Here is an 18,522-nt window from a genome sequence, read left to right on the forward strand (position 1 = left end):
CCGTCTAGAACGGCACATCGGGTGGCGGTTGTATGCGCCGGGTCGGGCTGCTTCCACCGGTCAGCCGGTTCAGCAGGTCGGTAATGCCGTCCGTGCCGCCGCCGTCCAGGGGGATGTCGTTGGGCGAAGGCAAGCCCACGCGGGCGACGGCTTGTCCGGGCGGGAATTCCGCGAAATAAAATTCGCCGTCGATCTTGCTTAGCCCGTCGGGAATGGGGCCGGGTGGCGTCTGAGGCTGGCCTTTCAGGGCATAGCGCATATAGTCCAGCCAGATTGGCAGCGATGCTCCACCGCCGGTTTCGCTGGAGCCCAACGAGCGCGGCTGATCGTAGCCCATCCAGACGACGCCGACCAGCTTGGGCGTGAAACCGGCGAACCAGGCATCATGCGAGTCGTTCGTGGTGCCGGTCTTGCCGCCGATGTCGTCGCGCTTGAGTTCGCGATGCACGCGGGCGCCGGTGCCGTAGGTAGCCACACCGCGCAGCATATCGTTCATGACATAGACGGTGCGCGGATCGATGGCCCGCGCCGCCGCGTCGCCGGCGATGGTGGGCTTGGCCTGCATGATGACCTTGCCGCTGCTGTCGGTGACGTGATCGATCAGATAGGGCGGAATGCGGTAGCCGCCGTTGGCGAAAACCGCATAGGCGCCCGCCAATTGCAGGGGTGTGACGCTGCCGGCGCCCAGCGCCAGGGGCAGGACGGGCGGCTGGCGTTCACGGTCGAAGCCGAAGCGGGTGACATAGTCCTGGACGTATTTAGGGCCGACCGCCTGCATGATACGGATGGACACCATGTTCTTGGATTTATAAAGGCCCTGGCGCATGGTCAGCATGGGTTCGTAGGTGCGGCCGTAGTTCTTGGGAGCCCAGGCCTTCGAACCGGTTTGCGCGGCGGTCAGGGTGAAGGGCTCGTCGGATACCTGCGTGGCCGGCGTGAGCCCGCGCTCCAGCGACGAAGCATAGATGAAGGGCTTGAATGCCGAACCGGGCTGGCGCCAGGCCTGGGTTACGCGGTTGAACTTGCCGTCTTCGAAATCGAACCCGCCCACCAGCGACTGGATCGCGCCGTCCTGTGGCCGCAACGACACAAACGCGGCCTGCACGGTGGGTGGGTTGATGACTTCCCAGTGATCGCCGTTTTCGTGGATATAGACCACCGAGCCGCGTTCTATCCGGACCTTGTCCTTGGCATTCTTGACCAGGCCGCGCGCCACGATGCGCAGCGCTCCTTTGTCGGTGACGTCGATGATCTCGTTGGAGGTGCGCGCCACGGTGATCTTGGTGGGGCTGGCCGACAGCACAACGGCGGTCAGAAGATCGCCATTGTCAGGGTATTTTTCCTGCAGCTCGTCGAGAATGGCATCCAATTGAACCGGTGTGTTCTCGATGCCGGCCGGAAGATCCACGGTGTCTTCGGGGCCGGGGTAGGGCGCGCGGCGGGTGTAGTCCAGTATGCCGTTCCTGACCGCCTGATAGGCGACTTCCTGATCCTTGGATTGGACCGTGGTGTAGACATTGAAGCCGCGAGAATAGATATCGTCCTGGTATACGCCATACAGCAATTGCCGCGCCAGTTCGGCAACGTAATCGCCGTGTATGGCGTAGCCGCCCGCCGGCGTGCCGGGCGCGGACTGGATGATGATCTTCTGCTGCATGGCCTGCTGGTACTCGGGCTCGGTCAGGTAGCCCAGGTTGCGCATGCGGCCCAGCACATAGGCCTGGCGCGATTTGGCGCGGTCGAAATTGGCAATGGGATTGAAGCGCGAAGGCGCCTTGGGAATGCCGGCCAGCATGGCGGCTTCGGCGGGCGTGATCTCGGCCAACTGCTTGCCGAAATAGGTGCGCGATGCAGCCGCGAACCCGTAGGCACGGTGACCCAGGTAGATCTGGTTCATGTACAGGTCGAGAATCTGATCCTTGGTCAGCGTGGCTTCGATCTTGAAAGTCAGCAGCAGCTCGTAGAACTTGCGGGTATAGGTTTTTTCGGAGGACAGATAGAAATTCCGGGCGACCTGCATGGTGATGGTGCTGGCGCCCTGGGTTTTCGACATATGCGTCAGATTGGCAACCACCGCGCGCGCCACGCCCATCCAGTCAATGCCTCCATGCTGGTAAAAGCGATCGTCCTCGGCTGATAAAATGGCCGATTTCATGACGTCGGGTATTTCGTTGAAGCGCAGCACGTTGCGCCGTTCTTCGCCGAATTCGCCAATAAGCACCTTGTCTGCCGTGTAGATGCGCAGGGGCACCCGCGGCCGGTAATCGATCATCGCGCTCAGATCGGGCAGATTGGGCCAGGCCAGTGCCAGGGCAAGCGAGCCGAGCAAAGCGCCGCACAGCCCCAGCCCCGCCGCAAAAATTGCAGCCTTGAGGAAAAAGCGGCCAATCCACGAAGATGTCGCGGCGGAATTTTTTTTAGGGGAATTGGTAGAAGAACTCATTAGGGGCGATTTTAAGTCTAACGGTGATCAGACTATGATTTGCGCATCAGGTTAATGTAACCGAGTAATGCAGTGTAGGGGCATGCGGCGAGGTTGCAAGTGGGATAATACACAAATGAATGATTCTTTACCTTTCGAGCCCGCCATTCAGGGAGTCCGCGACGCCGGTGCCTGCGAGCCACCCGAAACGACCTTGCTGCCTTTCGAGCAGCCGGTGTTTCTGGTCGGCATGATGGGTGCGGGCAAAACGACGATAGGCCGCCATCTGGCCCGCATCCTGAATCGCGAGTTCATGGATCTGGACCACGAACTGGAAGCCCGCTGCGGCGTCAGGGTATCCTTGATTTTCGACATCGAAGGTGAAGAAGGGTTCCGCAAGCGCGAGATGGCGGCCCTGGACGAATGCTCCCGAAAACGGGGCATTGTGCTGGCCACGGGCGGGGGCGCGGTGCTGTCGCCGCAGAACCGGCGCTACCTGAAAGAACGCGGCGTCGTAGTGTATTTGCGCGCCAGCGCCGAAGAACTGTTTCGCCGCCTGGCGCGAGATCGCAGCCGTCCCTTGCTGCAGACCGCCGATCCGCAGGCGCGCATAAGCGAGCTGATTGCCCAGCGCGAGCCGCTGTATGAAAGCGTTGCCGATCTGACTGTCGAGACTGGCGTGATGCCGGTGGCGCAGGTCGTGCGCGTCCTTGTTCCCATGCTTCAACAACACGAGGTACTTCCATGAGCACAGTCCAGGTCGATACGCCCGGAGGCGCTTATCCCATTCATGTGGCCGCGGGCCGCCTGGACTCGTTGGCGCAAAGCATACCGGGCGATGCCACGGCCATTGCCATCGTCACCAATCCGACGGTGGCATCGCACTACGCCCAGCGAGTCGAGCAATCCCTGGCCCGCACGGGCAAGCGCGTGCTGCGCATCGAGCTGCCCGATGGCGAAGCGCATAAGGACTGGCGGACGCTGAACCTGATCTTCGATAACTTGTTACACAATAAACTGGATCGCAAGGCGGTACTGGTCGCATTGGGTGGCGGCGTTGTCGGCGATATCTGCGGCTTTGCCGCGGCCAGCTATATGCGGGGCATACGATTCGTCCAGGTTCCCACCACCCTGCTGGCGCAGGTCGACTCCTCGGTGGGCGGTAAAACCGCCATCAATCACCCCCTGGGCAAGAACATGATCGGGGCGTTTTACCAGCCTATAGCCGTGGAGATCGACACCGACGTCTTGACGACCTTGCCGGCGCGCGAGGTTTCCGCCGGGCTGGCCGAAGTGATCAAGCACGGGCTAATCATCGACGCGGAGTTTTTCGGCTGGTGCGAGCACAACGCAGCGGCTTTGCGCGCCCTGGAGCCCCAGGCGATCACTTACGCGATTCAGCGCTCCTGCGAGCTCAAGGCTTATGTCGTGTCGCAGGACGAGCGCGAATCCGGCCTGCGGGCCATTCTGAACTTTGGCCATACCTTCGGCCATGCGATTGAATCCGGCATGGGCTACGGCCAATGGCTGCATGGCGAAGCCGTGGGCTGCGGCATGGTGCAGGCCGCCGAACTGTCGGCCTTGGCCCTGGGCCTGCCCCTTGAAAGCGTGGAACGCGTACGTGCGCTGGTCCAGGCCATAGGCTGCCCCATCCAGCCGCCGGATCTGGGTACGGAGCGTTGGATAGACCTGATGCAGGTCGATAAAAAAACCGAGGGCGGCCAATTGCGTTTTGTCCTTTTGCCCGAAATCGGCCAGGCGCGCCTTCAGGCGGCTCCGCTGGACCATGTGCGGCGCACCCTCGAGAAAACCGCTGCTCCGGCGGCGGCCTAAGGCGGGCGATGATGCTGGCGCCGGCTTCTTACGCATGTCACCCCCAGCAGACGCGCGGGCGCCGGCATGCCGAGGCGGCGCCGATCGGCCGCAATCAATTCCAGCGGGATCGCGATCGCATCATTCATTGCAACGCATTCCGCTTGCTCGAGTACAAGACGCAGGTCTTCATCAACCATGAGGGCGACCTGTTTCGCACGCGGCTGACGCACAGCATCGAAGTGGCCCAGATAGCGCGCACCCTGGCCCGGAACCTGGGCCTGCATGAAGACCTGACTGAGGCGATATCACTGGCCCATGACCTGGGACACACGCCTTTCGGGCACGCCGGGCAGGACGAGCTGAACGCCTGCATGCGCGAGCTTGCTCCCAAGGCTGGCGGCTTCGAGCACAACCTGCAAAGCCTGCGTGTGGTGGACGAGCTTGAAGAGCGCTACGCCGCCTTCAATGGCCTGAACTTATGCTTCGAAACGCGTGAAGGCATCCTTAAGCATTGCTCGGTCAAGCATGCCAGGCTGCTGGGCGATGTGGGCGAACGTTTCCTGAACAAGACGCAGCCATCGCTGGAAGCGCAAATCGCCAACCTTGCCGATGAAATCGCCTACAACAATCACGATATCGACGACGGGTTGCGTTCTGGGCTTATCACGATAGAACAGTTGCAGATGCTGGAGATCTTCGCCACGCATCATGCCAACGTAAAGCGCAGGTATCCCTCGCTGGAAAAGCGGCGGCTGGTGGCCGAGATCATCCGTTCGATGATCAACACCCTGGTGCTGGATCTGACGGAAACCACATTGGCGAACATCGGCGTGCATAAGCCCGACAGCGCCGATGCGGTGCGCGCGGCTCCGCCGCTCGCGTCGTTTTCGGCTTCGATGCGGCGTCAGGCGGATGCCCTGAAAAGCTTCCTGCTGGAAAACCTGTACCGGCACTACCGGGTCATGCGCATGACGACCAAGGCGCGGATAATCGTGCGTGAACTGTTTACGGCTTTCCTGGAAGACCCCCGTTTGCTTGGCGATGACTACCGGCGCGACGACGAGGTGGCGCAAGCCCGGGCCATTGCCGACTATATCGCCGGCATGACGGACCGGTATGCCATCCGTGAGCACCGCCAGCTTTTCCGTATGGAGTAGGCCTTAGCCGCCCAACAGCGGTTTCAGGTAGCTGCCCGTATGGCTGGCGGCGCAGGCCGCGATGTCTTCCGGCGTGCCCTGTGCAACGATGCGCCCTCCCCCTCCCCCGCCTTCCGGACCCATGTCCACGACCCAGTCGGCCGTCTTTATGACGTCCAGGTTGTGCTCGATGATGACCACGGTATTGCCGCCTTCGACCAATTTGCGCAACACCTCCAGCAGCAGGGCGATGTCCTGGAAGTGCAGGCCGGTGGTGGGTTCGTCAAGGATATACAGGGTGCGGCCGGTGCTGCGTTTGGATAGTTCCAGCGACAGCTTGACGCGTTGCGCTTCGCCGCCCGACAGGGTGGTGGCGCTTTGGCCCAGGCGCAGGTACGACAAGCCGACATCCATCAGGGTGTGCAGCTTGCGCGAAACGGTGGGCACGGCCTCGAAGTAGGCCAGCGCCTGCTCCACGGTCAGATCCAGCACCTCGCTGATGTTGCGCCCCCGATAGCGGATTTCCAATGTTTCGCGGTTGTAGCGCTTGCCGCCGCAAACATCGCAAGGCACGTACATATCAGACAGGAAATGCATCTCCACCTTGACCACGCCGTCGCCCTGGCAGGCCTCGCAACGGCCGCCCTTGACATTGAATGAGAAGCGGCCGGGGTCGTAGCCGCGCGTGCGCGACTCGGGAACACCGGCGAAGAGTTCGCGTATGGGGGTGAACATGCCGGTATAAGTGGCGGGATTGCTGCGCGGCGTGCGGCCGATGGGGCTCTGGTCCACGCTGATGATCTTGTCGAAGTTCGACAGGCCTTCAAGCGACTCGTAGGGCGCCGGCTCGGTCTGGGCCCGGTGCAGCTTCTGGGCCACAGCGGTGGCCAGGGTGTCGTTGATCAGCGTGGACTTGCCCGAACCCGAAACCCCGGTGATGCACACCAGCCTGCCCATGGGTATGGCCAGGTCCACGGATTTCAGGTTATTGCCGCGGCAACCCTTCAGTTCCAGCCAGGCCTGGTCCGGCGCGATGGCGCGGCGCTGCGGGATGGCGATGGCGCGAGCGCCGCTCAGGTACTGGCCGGTCAGCGATTGATCGTTCGCGGCCAGCTCCCGCGGCGTGCCTTGCGCAACGATCTGGCCGCCGTGCTCGCCCGCGCCGGGGCCCATGTCCAGTACGAAATCCGCCGAGCGGATCATGTCTTCATCGTGTTCCACCACAATGACGCTGTTGCCCAAGTCGCGCAAATGCTGCAGTGTCTGTATAAGGCGATCGTTGTCGCGCTGGTGCAGGCCGATGGAGGGCTCATCCAACACGTACATCACACCCGTCAGCCCCGATCCGATCTGGCTGGCCAGGCGTATGCGCTGGGCCTCGCCGCCCGATATGGTGTCGGCGCTGCGATCGAGTGAAAGATAGTTCAGTCCCACATTGTTCAGGAACTGCAGGCGTGCTTCGATTTCGCGCACGATGCGGTCGGCAATTTCTTTCTTGGCACCCCCAAGGGTCAGGGCCTGGAACCAGGCCAGGCAATCGGCCAGCGACAGCGCCTCGACTTCGAAGATGGCGCGGCCGCGGCGTTCGGCCTCGCCGGGCTCGTTGCCGATCAGGACGTGGCGGGCCTCGGCGCGCAGGCGCGAGCCATGGCAGTCGGGACAGGTCTTGGTGTGTCGGTACTTGCCCAATTCCTCGCGTACCGCGCTGGAGTCGGTTTCGCGCCAACGCCGCTCCAGATTCGGGATAACCCCCTCGAAAGGATGATTCTTGACCGTGCTGCGCCCTTTCTCGTTCAAATACAGGAAAGGTATGGCTTCGTCGCCGGAACCGAACAGGATGCGATCGCGGATCTCTTCAGGGAGCTCCTCGAACGGGGTGTCGATGTCGAATTCATAGTGGGCCGCCAGGCTGGTAAGCAGGGTGTGTGTAAACGCATTGCGCCGATCCCATCCATTGATGGCGCCGCTTGCCAGGCTCAGTTCCGGAAAGGCCACGACGCGCTTGGGATCGAAGAAGTCCACGCAGCCCAGGCCGTCGCAGGTCGGGCAGGCGCCCACTGGATTGTTGAAGCTGAACAGGCGCGGCTCCAGCTCGGTCAGGCTGTGATGGCAGACCGGACAGGCGTAGCGGCTGGAAAAGGCATGCTCTTCGCTGGTGTCCATGTTCAGCGCAATGACGCGGCCTTCGGCCAGGTTCAATGCCGTCTCGAAGCTTTCGGCCAGTCGCTGCTGGCTTTCCGGCTTGACGCGCAGCCTGTCCACCACGACATCGAAATCGTGCTTCCCGGTTTTCTTCAAGGGGGACAGTTGGTCGATGGACACCATCTCGCCGTTCACGCGCAGCCGCACGAAACCCTGCGCCTGCAAGCTTGCGCATTCCTCTTCGAAGCTGCCCTTGCGCGAACGCGCCAGCGGCGCCAGGATGGCCAGCCGGGTATCCGGCGCCCAGCTTTGTACTTTGTCCACCATCTGGCTGACGCTTTGCGCCTGCAGCGGCAGGCCGTGGTCGGGACAATAGGGCGTGCCGACCCGTGCGTACAATAAGCGCAGGTAATCGTGGATTTCCGTAATGGTGCCGACCGTGGAGCGCGGGTTGTGACCCGCCGACTTCTGTTCGATCGAGATGGCCGGCGACAGCCCTTCGATCAGGTCGACGTCGGGCTTGTCCATAAGCTGCAGGAATTGCCGCGCGTAGGCTGAAAGACTCTCCACATAGCGGCGCTGGCCTTCGGCGTACAGGGTATCGAAGGCCAAGGACGATTTTCCCGATCCGGACAGACCCGTTACCACCACCAGTTTGTGGCGCGGCAAATCGACCGAAATATTCTTAAGGTTATGCGTTCGGGCGCCCCGGATGCGTATCGCTTCCATAAGGTTCAAGGTTCAGGTCTTTCAAAGGCTAACTTGCTACTATAACGCGCAGCCCGGTTCCGTGCGCTAGCCCGTATGCAGGGGGCCATGCGGAGCCGGGCCTCTTGTGTGCTTATCCATCTATCGAGTTTTTATGAGTCATCCCGCCGATCACCCCGGTATTTCTTCCAGAGCGAAGCTGCGGCTTACGCCCACCGAGCGCCGCGCCAGCGTCACGCTGGCGCTGCTTTTCGCTTCACGCATGCTGGGGCTGTTCCTGCTGACCCCTATCTTTGCGGTGGCGGCCCAGGCCATCCCGGGCGGCAACGATGCGGCCCGCGTCGGCCTGGCGCTGGGAGCCTACGGATTGACGCAGGCCATCATGCAGATCCCGCTGGGCATGGCGTCGGACCGCTACGGGCGCCGCCCGGTGATCGTCTTTGGCATGCTGCTGTTCATCATCGGCGGGGTCATTTGCGCCCTGGCCGAGAATGTGGATTGGATCATCGCCGGCCGGGTGATTCAGGGCTTGGGGGCGGTGTCCGCCGCCATCACCGCCTGGGTGGCCGATGCCACCCGCCCGGAAGTGCGCACGCGGGCCATGGCCATGGTGGGAGGCTCCATAGGCATATCTTTCGCGGTGTCGCTGGTCCTGTCGCCCATGCTGGTGGGCGAATTCGGTTTGTCCGGCCTGTTCTGGGCCATCAGCCTGCTCGGTTTCGTCTGCCTGTTGATCGCATGTTTTGTGGTGCCCGCCGTTCCCCTGGCCAAAGCCCCCATCGTGCAGGCCCGCCCGCGCGATGTGCTGGGCCATATCGACCTGCTGCGCTTGAATTTCGGCGTGTTCTGTCTGCACTTCATCCTGATGGCGCTGTTCATCGTGGCGCCGGGGCTGCTGGCGGCCCTGGGCGGTTACAAATCCGCGAATCTGTGGGAGGTGTATCTACCGGTCATCTTGATGTCCTTCGTCCTGATGGTGCCCGCGGTCTTCTATACCGAGACTCGGCGTGCCCACAAGGTCGCGCTGGAAATCGCGGTGGCCGGCCTGGTGGTCGTGCTGGCCCTGATGCCGCTGGCCAGCCACAGTTTTTTCTGGACTGTGGCGATGTTGATCGGCTTTTTCATTGCCTTCAATATACTGGAAGCGTTGCAGCCTTCACTGGTTTCGCGGGTGGCGCCGCCCGAATATAAAGGCCTGGCGCTGGGCTTTTACAATACGGCGCAATCCCTGGGAGTATTCCTGGGCGGCGCGGTGGGCGGCTTGCTGGCTTCGGTGAATCGTTCGTCGGCGGTCTTCCTGGTGTCGGCCGCCCTGGCCTTCGTGTGGTTCCTGACGGCGCGCGGGTTCAAGGCGCAGTCCTGACCGGGACGATTTGGTTACTTCGTGTTAGTACTCGTTAGTCGTGCAAGTATGCCTCTTATCGTCGATAATGACGTCAGTGTGAAATTCTAAAGTTAAGGGTATTGTCATGGCCTCAGTCAATAAAGTCATTCTCGTCGGCAATCTAGGGCGAGACCCCGAAGTACGCTACAGCCCCGACGGCGCCGCCATTTGTAACGTATCCATTGCCACCACCTCGCAATGGAAAGACAAGGCCACGGGCGAAAAGCGCGAAGAAACCGAATGGCACCGCGTGGTGTTCTACAACCGCCTGGCCGAAATCGCTGGCGAATATCTTAAGAAAGGCCGTTCGGTGTATGTGGAAGGCCGCCTTAAGACACGCAAGTGGCAAGACAAGGACACCGGCGCCGACCGCTACAGCACCGACATCGTTGCCGATCAGATGCAAATGCTGGGCGGACGCGGCGACGAAGGCGGCATGGGCGGCGGTACCGAATACAACCAGGCGCCTGCACAGCAGCAGCAACGCAGCCAGCGCCCCGCGCAGCCGCGTCCCGCCGCGCCGCAGGCATCCCCAGCGGCCAATCTGGCCGACATGGACGACGATATTCCGTTCTGACGTAATCAGCAGGCTAACCTCTGGCTGATGTTGTGCGCCTGAAGGGGGCTTGCTGTATCTGCCACAATTGATTGCCAGTGGTGTGCTCACGCATCGGCAAGCCACTGGACTAGTTATATTCGTCGCGGACTTTCTTTACTGCTTGCTCCAGCCGGCTTTTGGCGGAAAGAACGTGTTTTTCCATTTCCGTTGCGGCCGCCTCAGCATCGCCCGCTTGTAGGGCGCGTACGATGCGCTGGTGTTCCTGGTTGGACTCTTCGATACCCGCGGTGACCAGGGAAAAATGCCGGAACAGGGTCTGCTCGCGGGTATAGCGTTCGTACAGTTCCAGCAGCCGGCTGTTGCCGCTGGTCTGGTGCAGCAATTGGTGGAAGGCCAGGTTGATCTTGAAATAAGCTTCCCGGTCGCCGTTGCCGACGCTTTCATCCATATCTGCCGCATATCCGGCAAGCCGTTCAAGGATATCCGGCGTCATGTTGCGGCTGGCGGCCAGGACACCGGCGCGCTCGACCGCTGCGCGGACGTCGTAGATTTCCAGGACATCGGCCAGGTCGATCCTTCGAACAAAGGCGCCCCGGTACGGAATCAATTCGACCAGACCGGCGTCGGCCAGGCGGGCCAGGGCGCTTCGTACGGGGCCGCGGCTGATGGAAAATGCCTTGGCCAGCTTCGAATCGTTCAGGCGTTCGCCGCCCTGCAGCTTGCCCGAAAGAATAATTGCTTCAATGCGTTTGTAGGCAAGGTCGGCAAGCGATGATGCGTTGAGCGACTCGCCTAATGCCTCTTCGCTGATTTCTTTCGATCTTGAGGCGTCCAGGGTCAAGGATGGTGTATTCATTCTTTGTTATCGGGTGCGACACATCCGGGTGTGGATATTCGCAGGCGGCACCATGTGCCGCGCGTTTATCGCGCCCGGGGTCCGAGTTTATCCATGACCCACGCGGCATGGCATGTCAGACGGTAATCTGCATCGGCGTAACCCATTAATTGCAAGCCCAGCGGCATGGAGCCGACGTTCATCAGAGGCAGGCTGTAAGCCGGGATTCCCAGCAAAGAGCCGTATACCAACAGAGTACGGTCGCCAGTATATTCCAATCCCTTGGGGGCCGGGCCCGACGCCGAGGGAAGCACAAACGCGTCATACCGATTGCTCTGCGCGGCGATAAGTGTGCAGAGCTCGGATCGGAGGGCCAGGATCTGGCGATACCGCTCGCGCGACAAGCTGCTGCCATGTTCGACCATGGCGCGGATTTTTGCGCTGAGCTTGTCGGGATAGGCGCTTGCATAGCCCATATAGGGCCAGCGCATTTCAAAGCAAAGCAGGTCCTGGGACATCTCCGGGATGGCGTCCATTCGCGCCGCCAGGCTTGCCAGCGCATCGTCCATATGGGGCTCGACCACGTGCACGCCCTCTGCGCGAAGGCGCTCCAGTGCGGCCTCGAAGGCAGCCAGGCTGGCTGCATCCAGTGTGTCATAGCCCTGCGTGCGCAAGACGGCGACCGTGCGCAAGGCCTGCGAGGGAATGGCGGCATCGTCCAGAGGTCCGGACAAGCCGGGGGCGTTCTGCTGAGGCGCGCGCTCGGAAATCCAGCGCGCCAGCTTCCACGCATCGTCGACGCTGCCGGCAATGACCCCGAGGTGGTCGTGTGTGGTCGACAGCGGATGTATGCCGTCGGAAGAAAGCGCCGACCAAGTGGGCTTGTAGCCTATTACGCCGCAGAAACTGGCTGGCCTGATGATGGACCCCTGGGTTTGCGTACCCAGCGCCGCCGCGAACATGCCGGCGGCTGTGCCGGCGGCCGAGCCGGATGAGGAGCCGCCCGGCGAATGGTCCGTATTGTGCGGGTTGACGGTGGGCCCGGATACGCCGATGGCGAATTCCGTTGTAACGGTCTTGCCGACGGGTATTCCGCCCCCTTCGTACAGAGCTCGCACCGCCGCCGCGTCGCTTTTGGGATAGTGCCCTTCGTAGATCGGGCTGTTCATCTGCGTGGGCATGTCGGCGGTGTCGATGATGTCCTTGACGCCGATAGGCATGCCGTCTATCGGCGACAAGACGGAGCCGTTGCGGTAGCGCGCCGTCGACTGATCGGCCAGCTCGCGCGCTTTATCCAGGTTGGTATGGGTGAACGCCTGTATGACCGGATTGCAGCGTTCGATCGCCGCGATGCAGGTTTCCAGATAGTCCCGAGGTGTCGTACGGCCTTGCTTGAAGTCCTGAACAACGGAAGAAAAGCTGGGGTGGTCCGCAAGGTATCGTGGGTTCATGGTGCTACGTCCATTATCAATTGGCTAAAGCGCGCTTGAAGCGTCCGGGCGTGCCCGATTCTATTGCAATACGATGTTTCCGTCCTTAATGACCTTGCCCCATCGCGCCAGGTCGCCTTCGATCTGGGCTGCAATGGCTTCGGGACTCTGGCTGGTCGGTTGCATGCCCAGATCGGTGATCCGCTTTTTCAATTCAGGCAATTGCATGGCTTTATGCAAGGCATCGCGCATCCTGTCCACTTCCGCTTCCGGCGTTCCGGCGGGAAAGAACAGCCCCATCCAGGTCATGAAAGAGAAGTCTGGAAGATTGGCGGATTCGGCAACGGTAGGGATATTGGGAAAGGCCGGATGGCGCTTCGGGCTTGCAATGGCAAGTGGCCGCACCTTGCCTGATTCGATGTTTCCACGCGCCTGGGACACCGCCTGAAACTGGACTTGTACCCGTCCAGCGAGCAGATCGAGCACCGCGGGGGCCGTGCCCTTGTAGGGAACATGGGTCATTTCTATGCCCGCTCGCGAGCTGAATAACTGGGTGCCCAAGTGGTAGCTGCTGCCTATCCCCGAAGTGGAATAGTTCAGATCGTTAGGATGGGCCTTGGCATAATCGATCAGTTCCTGCGTGGTTTTGGCGGCAACCGATGGGTGGACGACCAGAATGTTCTCGTCCAGGGCAATGAGATCCACAGGAATGAAGTCTTTGACCGGATCGAACCTGACCGACGGCATCAGCAAGGGGCCGGTCGACATGGAGCTGCTGCTTGCCAGCAGCATGGTCAAGCCGTCAGGCGCCGCGTCCGCGACGAATTGCGTGCCGATTGCTCCCGTGGCGCCGGGTTTGTTGTCAACAATGATGTTCTGGCCCAGGATTTCAGTCAATCCCTTGGCGGCCAGCCGGGCCACCACGTCGTTGGGGCCTCCCGCTGCGAACGGCACAATGATGCGCGCTGTCGGCCTTTCCTGCGCTGCCGCTGCGCCAAAAGCTGCAAATGCGACGGTTCCTGCAAGTAATAAGGATCCCATTCGTTTCATGTCTTCTCCTGCTCCAATCAACTATTAAAAAGAGCATTAGAGCGCCCTAATTGTAAAATTGTCAACAATAAACAGTTTTCAATTTAAAGCACGCATCTGCGGAGACGATGGAACAAGCTGAAATTGTTCCGCCAGGAAGTCGATGAACACCCTGACCCGGGCGGGAAGGTTCTGCCGGTTGGGGTAGTACACGAACAGGTCTGCCGGCTCCAGCGTGAATTCCGGCAAGACGACTTTCAGGCGCCGGGCGGCCACGTATTTGTTCAGGTCCCATTCCGAACGGATCATGATCCCGTGTCCCTCCAGGGTCCAGCTCAGGGCGATATCGCCGTCGTTGCTGGACATTGCGCCCCTGACCTTTATGACTTCGGTGTGCTGTTGATGCGTAAACCGCCAGATCCCGTGCGCCTCGTCGTTCTGGTTATGGATGATGCAGCGATGGTCCGCCAGTTCGGCCAGGGTTTGCGGTTCGCCGTGCTTCTTCAGGTATTTGGGCGAAGCGCACAGGAACCGGCGGTTGCTTAGAAGCCGGCGGGCCACCAGCCGTCGGTCGGGCAGCGATCCGAAGCGTATGGCCAAGTCGATATTGTTGGCCACAAGGTCGACCGGCTTGTCGGTGACATGCAGGTCGAGTTCTATTTCGGGATACTTCAGGGCGAACTGGGAGGCCAGTGCCGAAATGCGCCTGCGGCCGAAGCCCAGGCTGGCGTTGATGCGCAGCAGGCCGCGGGGCTGCTGGCGATGGTTGGAAACGGAATCTTCCATGGCCTTGATATCGGCCAGTATGCGAGTGGCCTGCGCCAGGAACAATTCGCCTTCGCTGGTCAGGCTGATGCTGCGCGTGGTCCGATTGGCCAAGCGGACGCCAAGGTGCTGCTCAAGCTGCTTGAGCTTACGCGTGGCGGCCGGAGGCGTGATGTCCAGCGCCCTGGCCACGGCCGACAGATTCTTGTGCCGGGCCAGCAATACGAAGAACGTCAGGGTGGATTCCATATATTAGTTAGATTTAATTAATAGTGAATTAATTATAAGTACATAACAATGAGGGCATGCTTGGTTATTCTTTGCGTAGGGCGGATAAACATGCCGCCATCCACACATTTGGAAGATGCATCATGAAAATCCTGGAAATCCGCGAAATAACCCTGCCGATCAGTTCGTCCATACGGAATGCCTATATCGATTTCAGCAAAATGACGCTAAGCCTGGTGGCCGTCATGACGGACGTGATCCGGGACGGCAAGCCCGTTGTCGGCTACGGCTTCAATTCGAATGGGCGCTACGGACAGGGCAATCTGATGCGCGAGCGATTCATTCCCCGCATCCTGGCGGCCGATCCGGCAAGCCTGGTGAACGACGCCGGCGATAACCTGGATCCGCACAGGATCTGGGACTGCATGTACACCAATGAGAAGCCGGGCGGCCATGGCGAGCGCTCGGTGGCCATCGGCACGATAGACATGGCGGTCTGGGATGCGGTGGCGAAGATTGCCAACAAGCCTTTGTTCCAGCATCTGGCGGACGAATACGGCAACGGTCGGCCGAACCGCAAGGTCTTCGTCTATGCCGCCGGCGGCTACTACTACCCCGGACAGGATCACGGCAAGTTGAAGGATGAAATGCGCAGCTACCTGGATCGCGGCTATACGGTGGTGAAGAAGAAAATCGGCGGCGCATCGCTGGACGAAGATCTGCGGCGCATCGATTCCATTCTGAGCATTCTGCAGGACGGCCAGCGGCTGTGCGTGGATGCCAATGGCCGCTTCGATCTGGATACCGCCATTGCGTATGCCAAGGCGCTGTCGCAGTACGACCTGTTCTGGTACGAAGAGCCGGGTGATCCGCTGGATTTCGAACTGCAGGCTGCGCTGCGCAGCTATTACAAGAACCCGATGGCGACCGGCGAAAACCTGTTTTCCATGCAGGATGCCCGCAACCTGATCCGCTACGGCGGCATGCGCCCGGACCGGGATTGGCTGCAATTCGATTGCGCGCTTAGCTACGGGCTGGTCGAGTACCTGCGTACCCTGGACATGCTGCGCGAGCATGGCTGGTCGCCCAGCCGTTGCGTACCTCATGGCGGGCACCAGATGTCGCTGAACATAGCCGCGGGGCTGGGGCTGGGAGGCAACGAGTCCTATCCTGATCTGTTCCAGCCCTTTGGCGGCTTCCCCGATGGCGTCAAGGTCGAAAACAGCTACATCACCATGCCGGATCTGGTTGGCATAGGTTTCGAGGGCAAGGCCGATTTGTACAGCCAGATGCAGAAGCTGTCTTCTTAAACTTTGTAGCGGGCCTTATGGCAGCAGCGCCTCCAGCGCTTCCAGTTGCCTGGCCAGCGGCAGGCTGGCGTCCAGCACGGGTACGCGCCCGTCCTGGACCGCCGCAGAGCGCTTGAGAGCATCGATGTAGCGCTCCCAATGGGTCAGCTTCCACGCATCGCGCGGATCGCCCCGCTCGACGATGCGGTCCTTGCGGATATGTATGGGCAGTTCCAGCCAGACATGGCGCAATTGCGTTTCGGGCGGCAGGCCCAGCTGCTGCGTGGAAAACAAGGATCCCGAGGCCTGCTCCCGGCTCCAGGGACCCGGGAACGCCACGCTAAGGCCAAGTTCCAGTTGATCCCTGGCTATGCGCAGCGTGCTGGCGTATTCCAGATCGCGGACCTTGTCCTTGAATAGCGGGCTGTCCCGATCATTGGGATCCGCGCCCAGCGTTTCCAGGTAAGGCCCCGACCAGCATTCGCTGACCACATCCTTGTCCAGGACGCACCAGGCCCGGCCCCTTTCCCGCTGCTGCTGGATGAAATGGCGGGTCAGGAAGGATTTGCCGGTTCCGGCATGGCCCAGAATGAAAAGGGCGATAGGCTTGGTCAATGTTGGCACCAGTTGTGTTATGCGGCTGCACGGTCCATGCAGCGGTCAGATCAAGTTTACTGTCTGCCCGCCAAAGGCGGCGACTCCTGCTGGTATCATGCTCGCTTGAATCGGGAGCGGACTTGTCGCGCGCCTGTTTGCGGTCGGCATTGAGTTTCAGGGCAGGAGAAAGTCTAAGATGCCAAAAAAAGCAGTTTCTCTTTCTGTGGCAGACGCGAATCCGGCGCCGGGCGGCGTGGCTGCCGTCGATCGGGCGATTTCATTGCTGGCGGCATTCAAGCCGGGCGATACGGAGCTGACGCTGATAGAGCTTTCCGAGCGTTCCGGTCTGTATAAAAGCACCATCTTGCGCCTGCTGGCGTCATTGGAGCATGCCGGGCTGATGCAACGCAAAGCGGATGGACGCTACGCCCTGGGCTACGAAGTCGCCCGCTTGAACACCATATATGCCGCTTCTTTTTCGCTGGGAGGCGTGGTCATGCCGGTCTTGCGCGATCTAGTGGCCGCGACGCGCGAAAGCGCGGCCTTCCATATTGTGCAGGGCAAGCACCGGGTTTGCGTGCATCGTGTCGACTCGCCGCAGGCCATCCGTTATCACACCAGCGAAGGCGATGTGCTGCCGCTGGATCGCGGCGCGGGAGGACGTGTGCTGAGCGCTTTCCTGGGGGCCGAAGGCAAGCTCTACGACCAGATCCGCCGTGACGGCTTCATCGTCCTGAAAGGCGATCGCCTGCCCGAGTTGTCGGGCGTATCGGCGGTGGTCTGCAATGATCGCAAGGAACTGGTCGGCGCGGTCACGCTGACCATGCCGACGTCCAGGTTGAAGGCGGATTTCGCCAAAGCCGTAAAGGCCGCCGCGGACAAGATAACCGTCTTGCTGGGCGGCCAGGGGCGCTTCGGCTAGGCGGCTGTCCCGATCCTAGCTGACGGGACCCAGTATTCCCTTTTCCTGAAGCTCGCGGATCTGCGCCGGATCGATATTCAATCCGGCCAGCACCTGTTGGGCGTGCTCGCCGATTTCAGGCGGGTCCAGCCGCACGCCCAGACGCCGTGCGTCCAGGGTGAAGGGCAGCAAAGGGGTTTTGGCGTCCGCGCCGTGCCGGCTGTCGGTCAGCTTGATGTCGGCCAGGCCGCCTGTCTCGAGCAAATGCGTATCGTGAAGCAGATCCTCCGGCTTGCCTATCGGCGCATACGGCAGGCCGTTGGACTCGAACAGGCGCTCGATCTCGCTTACCGCATAACCGCCCAGGCGTTCGCGCAGCAGCGGCATGAGCCATGGCCTGGCGCTTACGCGGCTATTGTTGGTGTCCAGGCTGGCATCGTTCGCCAGATCGTCGAAGCCGAAAACCTGGCAGAACTTCTTCCATTGGGTGTCCGACACCACGGCCAGAAAAATCTGCCCATCGTCCTTGACGGTGAACACATCGTAAATGGCCCAGGCTGAAATGCGGCTGGGCATGGGGGCGGCCGCCTGCCCCGTCATCGCATACTGCAGCATGTGGTGGCCGACCAGGAAGACGTTGTTTTCGAACAGGGCCGAACACACCTCCTGGCCGACGCCGGTACGGGTTCTTTCCCAAAGGGCGACAATGGCTCCGAGGGCGCCGAAGACGCCGCCCATGATGTCGTTGACGGCGGCGCCGGCGCGCAGCGGCCTGCCCTCGGGACCGGTCATGTAGGCCAGTCCGCCCATCATCTGGACCACTTCATCCAGGGCGGTGCGATGGTCATAGGGCCCGGGAAGGAATCCCTTGTGCGACACGTACACCAGTCCCGGATTCAGTTTCTTCAGGCTTGGGTAATCGAAACCCAGCTTGGCCATGGCGCCCGCCTTGAAGTTCTCGGTGACCACATCGGCCGTGCCGATCAGCTTCAGGACCAGCGCGCGGCCTTCGGCGCTTTTCAAATCGACGGGCAAGCTCTTCTTGTTCCGGTTGAACATGGGAAAGAAGCCGGCCCCCGATCCTTTCAGCTTGCGGGTATTGTCGCCGTCTATGGGTTCGATCTTGATGACTTCCGCACCCAGGTCGCCCAGCACCATGCCGCAGGTCGGTCCCATGACCATATGGGAAAATTCGACCACCCTGATGCCTTCGAAGGGCAAGCGCGCCGGGGGCGATCCGCCGGCCGGATGTTGAGATGGATTGGAGGTGTTCTGATTCATG

The 18,522-nt window shown here is 61.1% G+C and carries 15 protein-coding genes; 7 read left to right on the forward strand and 8 right to left on the reverse strand.

The window, feature by feature from the left end; genetic code table 11:
* Nucleotides 1–4 precede the first annotated feature (4 nt).
* Nucleotides 5–2,443, reverse strand: coding sequence for a penicillin-binding protein 1A (locus V0R37_RS04575; RefSeq protein WP_420373366.1), 2,439 nt, complete (start codon nucleotides 2,441–2,443; stop codon nucleotides 5–7).
* A gap of 115 nt (nucleotides 2,444–2,558) precedes the next feature.
* On the opposite strand from V0R37_RS04575, the gene V0R37_RS04580 reads away from it, so the two are divergent.
* Genes V0R37_RS04580 through V0R37_RS04590 form a run of 3 tightly spaced genes read left to right on the forward strand, consistent with a single transcriptional unit; the run spans nucleotide 2,559 to nucleotide 5,394 of the window.
* Complete coding sequence (locus V0R37_RS04580) at nucleotides 2,559–3,170, forward strand: shikimate kinase (protein ID WP_420373367.1); 612 nt, start codon at nucleotides 2,559–2,561, stop codon at nucleotides 3,168–3,170.
* Nucleotides 3,167–4,255: a 3-dehydroquinate synthase gene (gene aroB / locus V0R37_RS04585; RefSeq protein WP_420373368.1), complete on the forward strand. Its 1,089-nt coding sequence runs from the start codon at nucleotides 3,167–3,169 to the stop codon at nucleotides 4,253–4,255. The genes V0R37_RS04580 and aroB overlap by 4 nt, the downstream gene beginning before the upstream one ends.
* 8 nt (nucleotides 4,256–4,263) lie before the next feature.
* The gene (locus V0R37_RS04590; protein WP_420373369.1) at nucleotides 4,264–5,394 is read left to right on the forward strand and encodes a deoxyguanosinetriphosphate triphosphohydrolase; all 1,131 of its coding nucleotides are present in this window, start codon (nucleotides 4,264–4,266) and stop codon (nucleotides 5,392–5,394) included.
* A 3-nt stretch (nucleotides 5,395–5,397) separates the two neighbouring features.
* On the opposite strand, the gene uvrA is transcribed toward V0R37_RS04590, so the two are convergent.
* Complete coding sequence (gene uvrA, locus V0R37_RS04595; RefSeq protein ID WP_420373636.1) at nucleotides 5,398–8,244, reverse strand: excinuclease ABC subunit UvrA; 2,847 nt, start codon at nucleotides 8,242–8,244, stop codon at nucleotides 5,398–5,400.
* A gap of 133 nt (nucleotides 8,245–8,377) precedes the next feature.
* Here uvrA and V0R37_RS04600 point away from each other — a divergent pair, with 133 nt between their 5' ends.
* Nucleotides 8,378–9,586, forward strand: a complete 1,209-nt coding sequence (locus V0R37_RS04600; RefSeq protein WP_420373370.1) for an MFS transporter — start codon at nucleotides 8,378–8,380, stop codon at nucleotides 9,584–9,586.
* A gap of 106 nt (nucleotides 9,587–9,692) precedes the next feature.
* Nucleotides 9,693–10,184: a single-stranded DNA-binding protein gene (ssb, locus tag V0R37_RS04605; RefSeq protein ID WP_420373371.1), complete on the forward strand. Its 492-nt coding sequence runs from the start codon at nucleotides 9,693–9,695 to the stop codon at nucleotides 10,182–10,184.
* A 109-nt stretch (nucleotides 10,185–10,293) separates the two neighbouring features.
* Here the strand turns inward: ssb and V0R37_RS04610 are convergent, their stop codons facing one another.
* The 4 genes from V0R37_RS04610 to V0R37_RS04625 all read right to left on the reverse strand — a co-directional run bounded on the left by V0R37_RS04610 (nucleotide 10,294) and on the right by V0R37_RS04625 (nucleotide 14,474).
* Nucleotides 10,294–11,022, reverse strand: coding sequence for a GntR family transcriptional regulator (locus tag V0R37_RS04610; protein ID WP_420373372.1), 729 nt, complete (start codon nucleotides 11,020–11,022; stop codon nucleotides 10,294–10,296).
* A gap of 65 nt (nucleotides 11,023–11,087) precedes the next feature.
* Complete coding sequence (locus V0R37_RS04615; protein WP_420373373.1) at nucleotides 11,088–12,452, reverse strand: amidase; 1,365 nt, start codon at nucleotides 12,450–12,452, stop codon at nucleotides 11,088–11,090.
* 60 nt (nucleotides 12,453–12,512) lie between these two features.
* A complete protein-coding gene (locus V0R37_RS04620; protein ID WP_420373374.1) occupies nucleotides 12,513–13,481 on the reverse strand; it encodes a Bug family tripartite tricarboxylate transporter substrate binding protein in 969 nt (322 codons plus the stop codon).
* Nucleotides 13,482–13,559: 78 nt separating this feature from the next.
* On the reverse strand, nucleotides 13,560–14,474 hold the full coding sequence (locus V0R37_RS04625; protein WP_420373375.1) for a LysR family transcriptional regulator: 915 nt from the start codon (nucleotides 14,472–14,474) through the stop codon (nucleotides 13,560–13,562).
* Between the two features lie 122 nt (nucleotides 14,475–14,596).
* Between V0R37_RS04625 and V0R37_RS04630 the strand changes: the two genes are divergently transcribed.
* Nucleotides 14,597–15,763, forward strand: a complete 1,167-nt coding sequence (locus V0R37_RS04630; protein ID WP_420373376.1) for a mandelate racemase/muconate lactonizing enzyme family protein — start codon at nucleotides 14,597–14,599, stop codon at nucleotides 15,761–15,763.
* A 15-nt stretch (nucleotides 15,764–15,778) separates the two neighbouring features.
* Here V0R37_RS04630 and V0R37_RS04635 read toward each other — a convergent pair whose 3' ends face one another.
* Complete coding sequence (locus tag V0R37_RS04635) at nucleotides 15,779–16,357, reverse strand: P-loop nucleotide/nucleoside kinase family protein (protein ID WP_420373377.1); 579 nt, start codon at nucleotides 16,355–16,357, stop codon at nucleotides 15,779–15,781.
* A gap of 178 nt (nucleotides 16,358–16,535) precedes the next feature.
* Between V0R37_RS04635 and V0R37_RS04640 the strand changes: the two genes are divergently transcribed.
* Nucleotides 16,536–17,261, forward strand: a complete 726-nt coding sequence (locus tag V0R37_RS04640; protein WP_420373378.1) for an IclR family transcriptional regulator — start codon at nucleotides 16,536–16,538, stop codon at nucleotides 17,259–17,261.
* Nucleotides 17,262–17,276: 15 nt separating this feature from the next.
* On the opposite strand, the gene V0R37_RS04645 is transcribed toward V0R37_RS04640, so the two are convergent.
* Nucleotides 17,277–18,521, reverse strand: coding sequence for a CaiB/BaiF CoA transferase family protein (locus V0R37_RS04645; protein ID WP_420373379.1), 1,245 nt, complete (start codon nucleotides 18,519–18,521; stop codon nucleotides 17,277–17,279).
* Nucleotide 18,522 lies beyond the last annotated feature (1 nt).

Origin of the sequence: Pollutimonas rozaliensis (genome assembly GCF_048751585.1) — a bacterium.
GTDB lineage: Bacteria > Pseudomonadota > Gammaproteobacteria > Burkholderiales > Burkholderiaceae_B.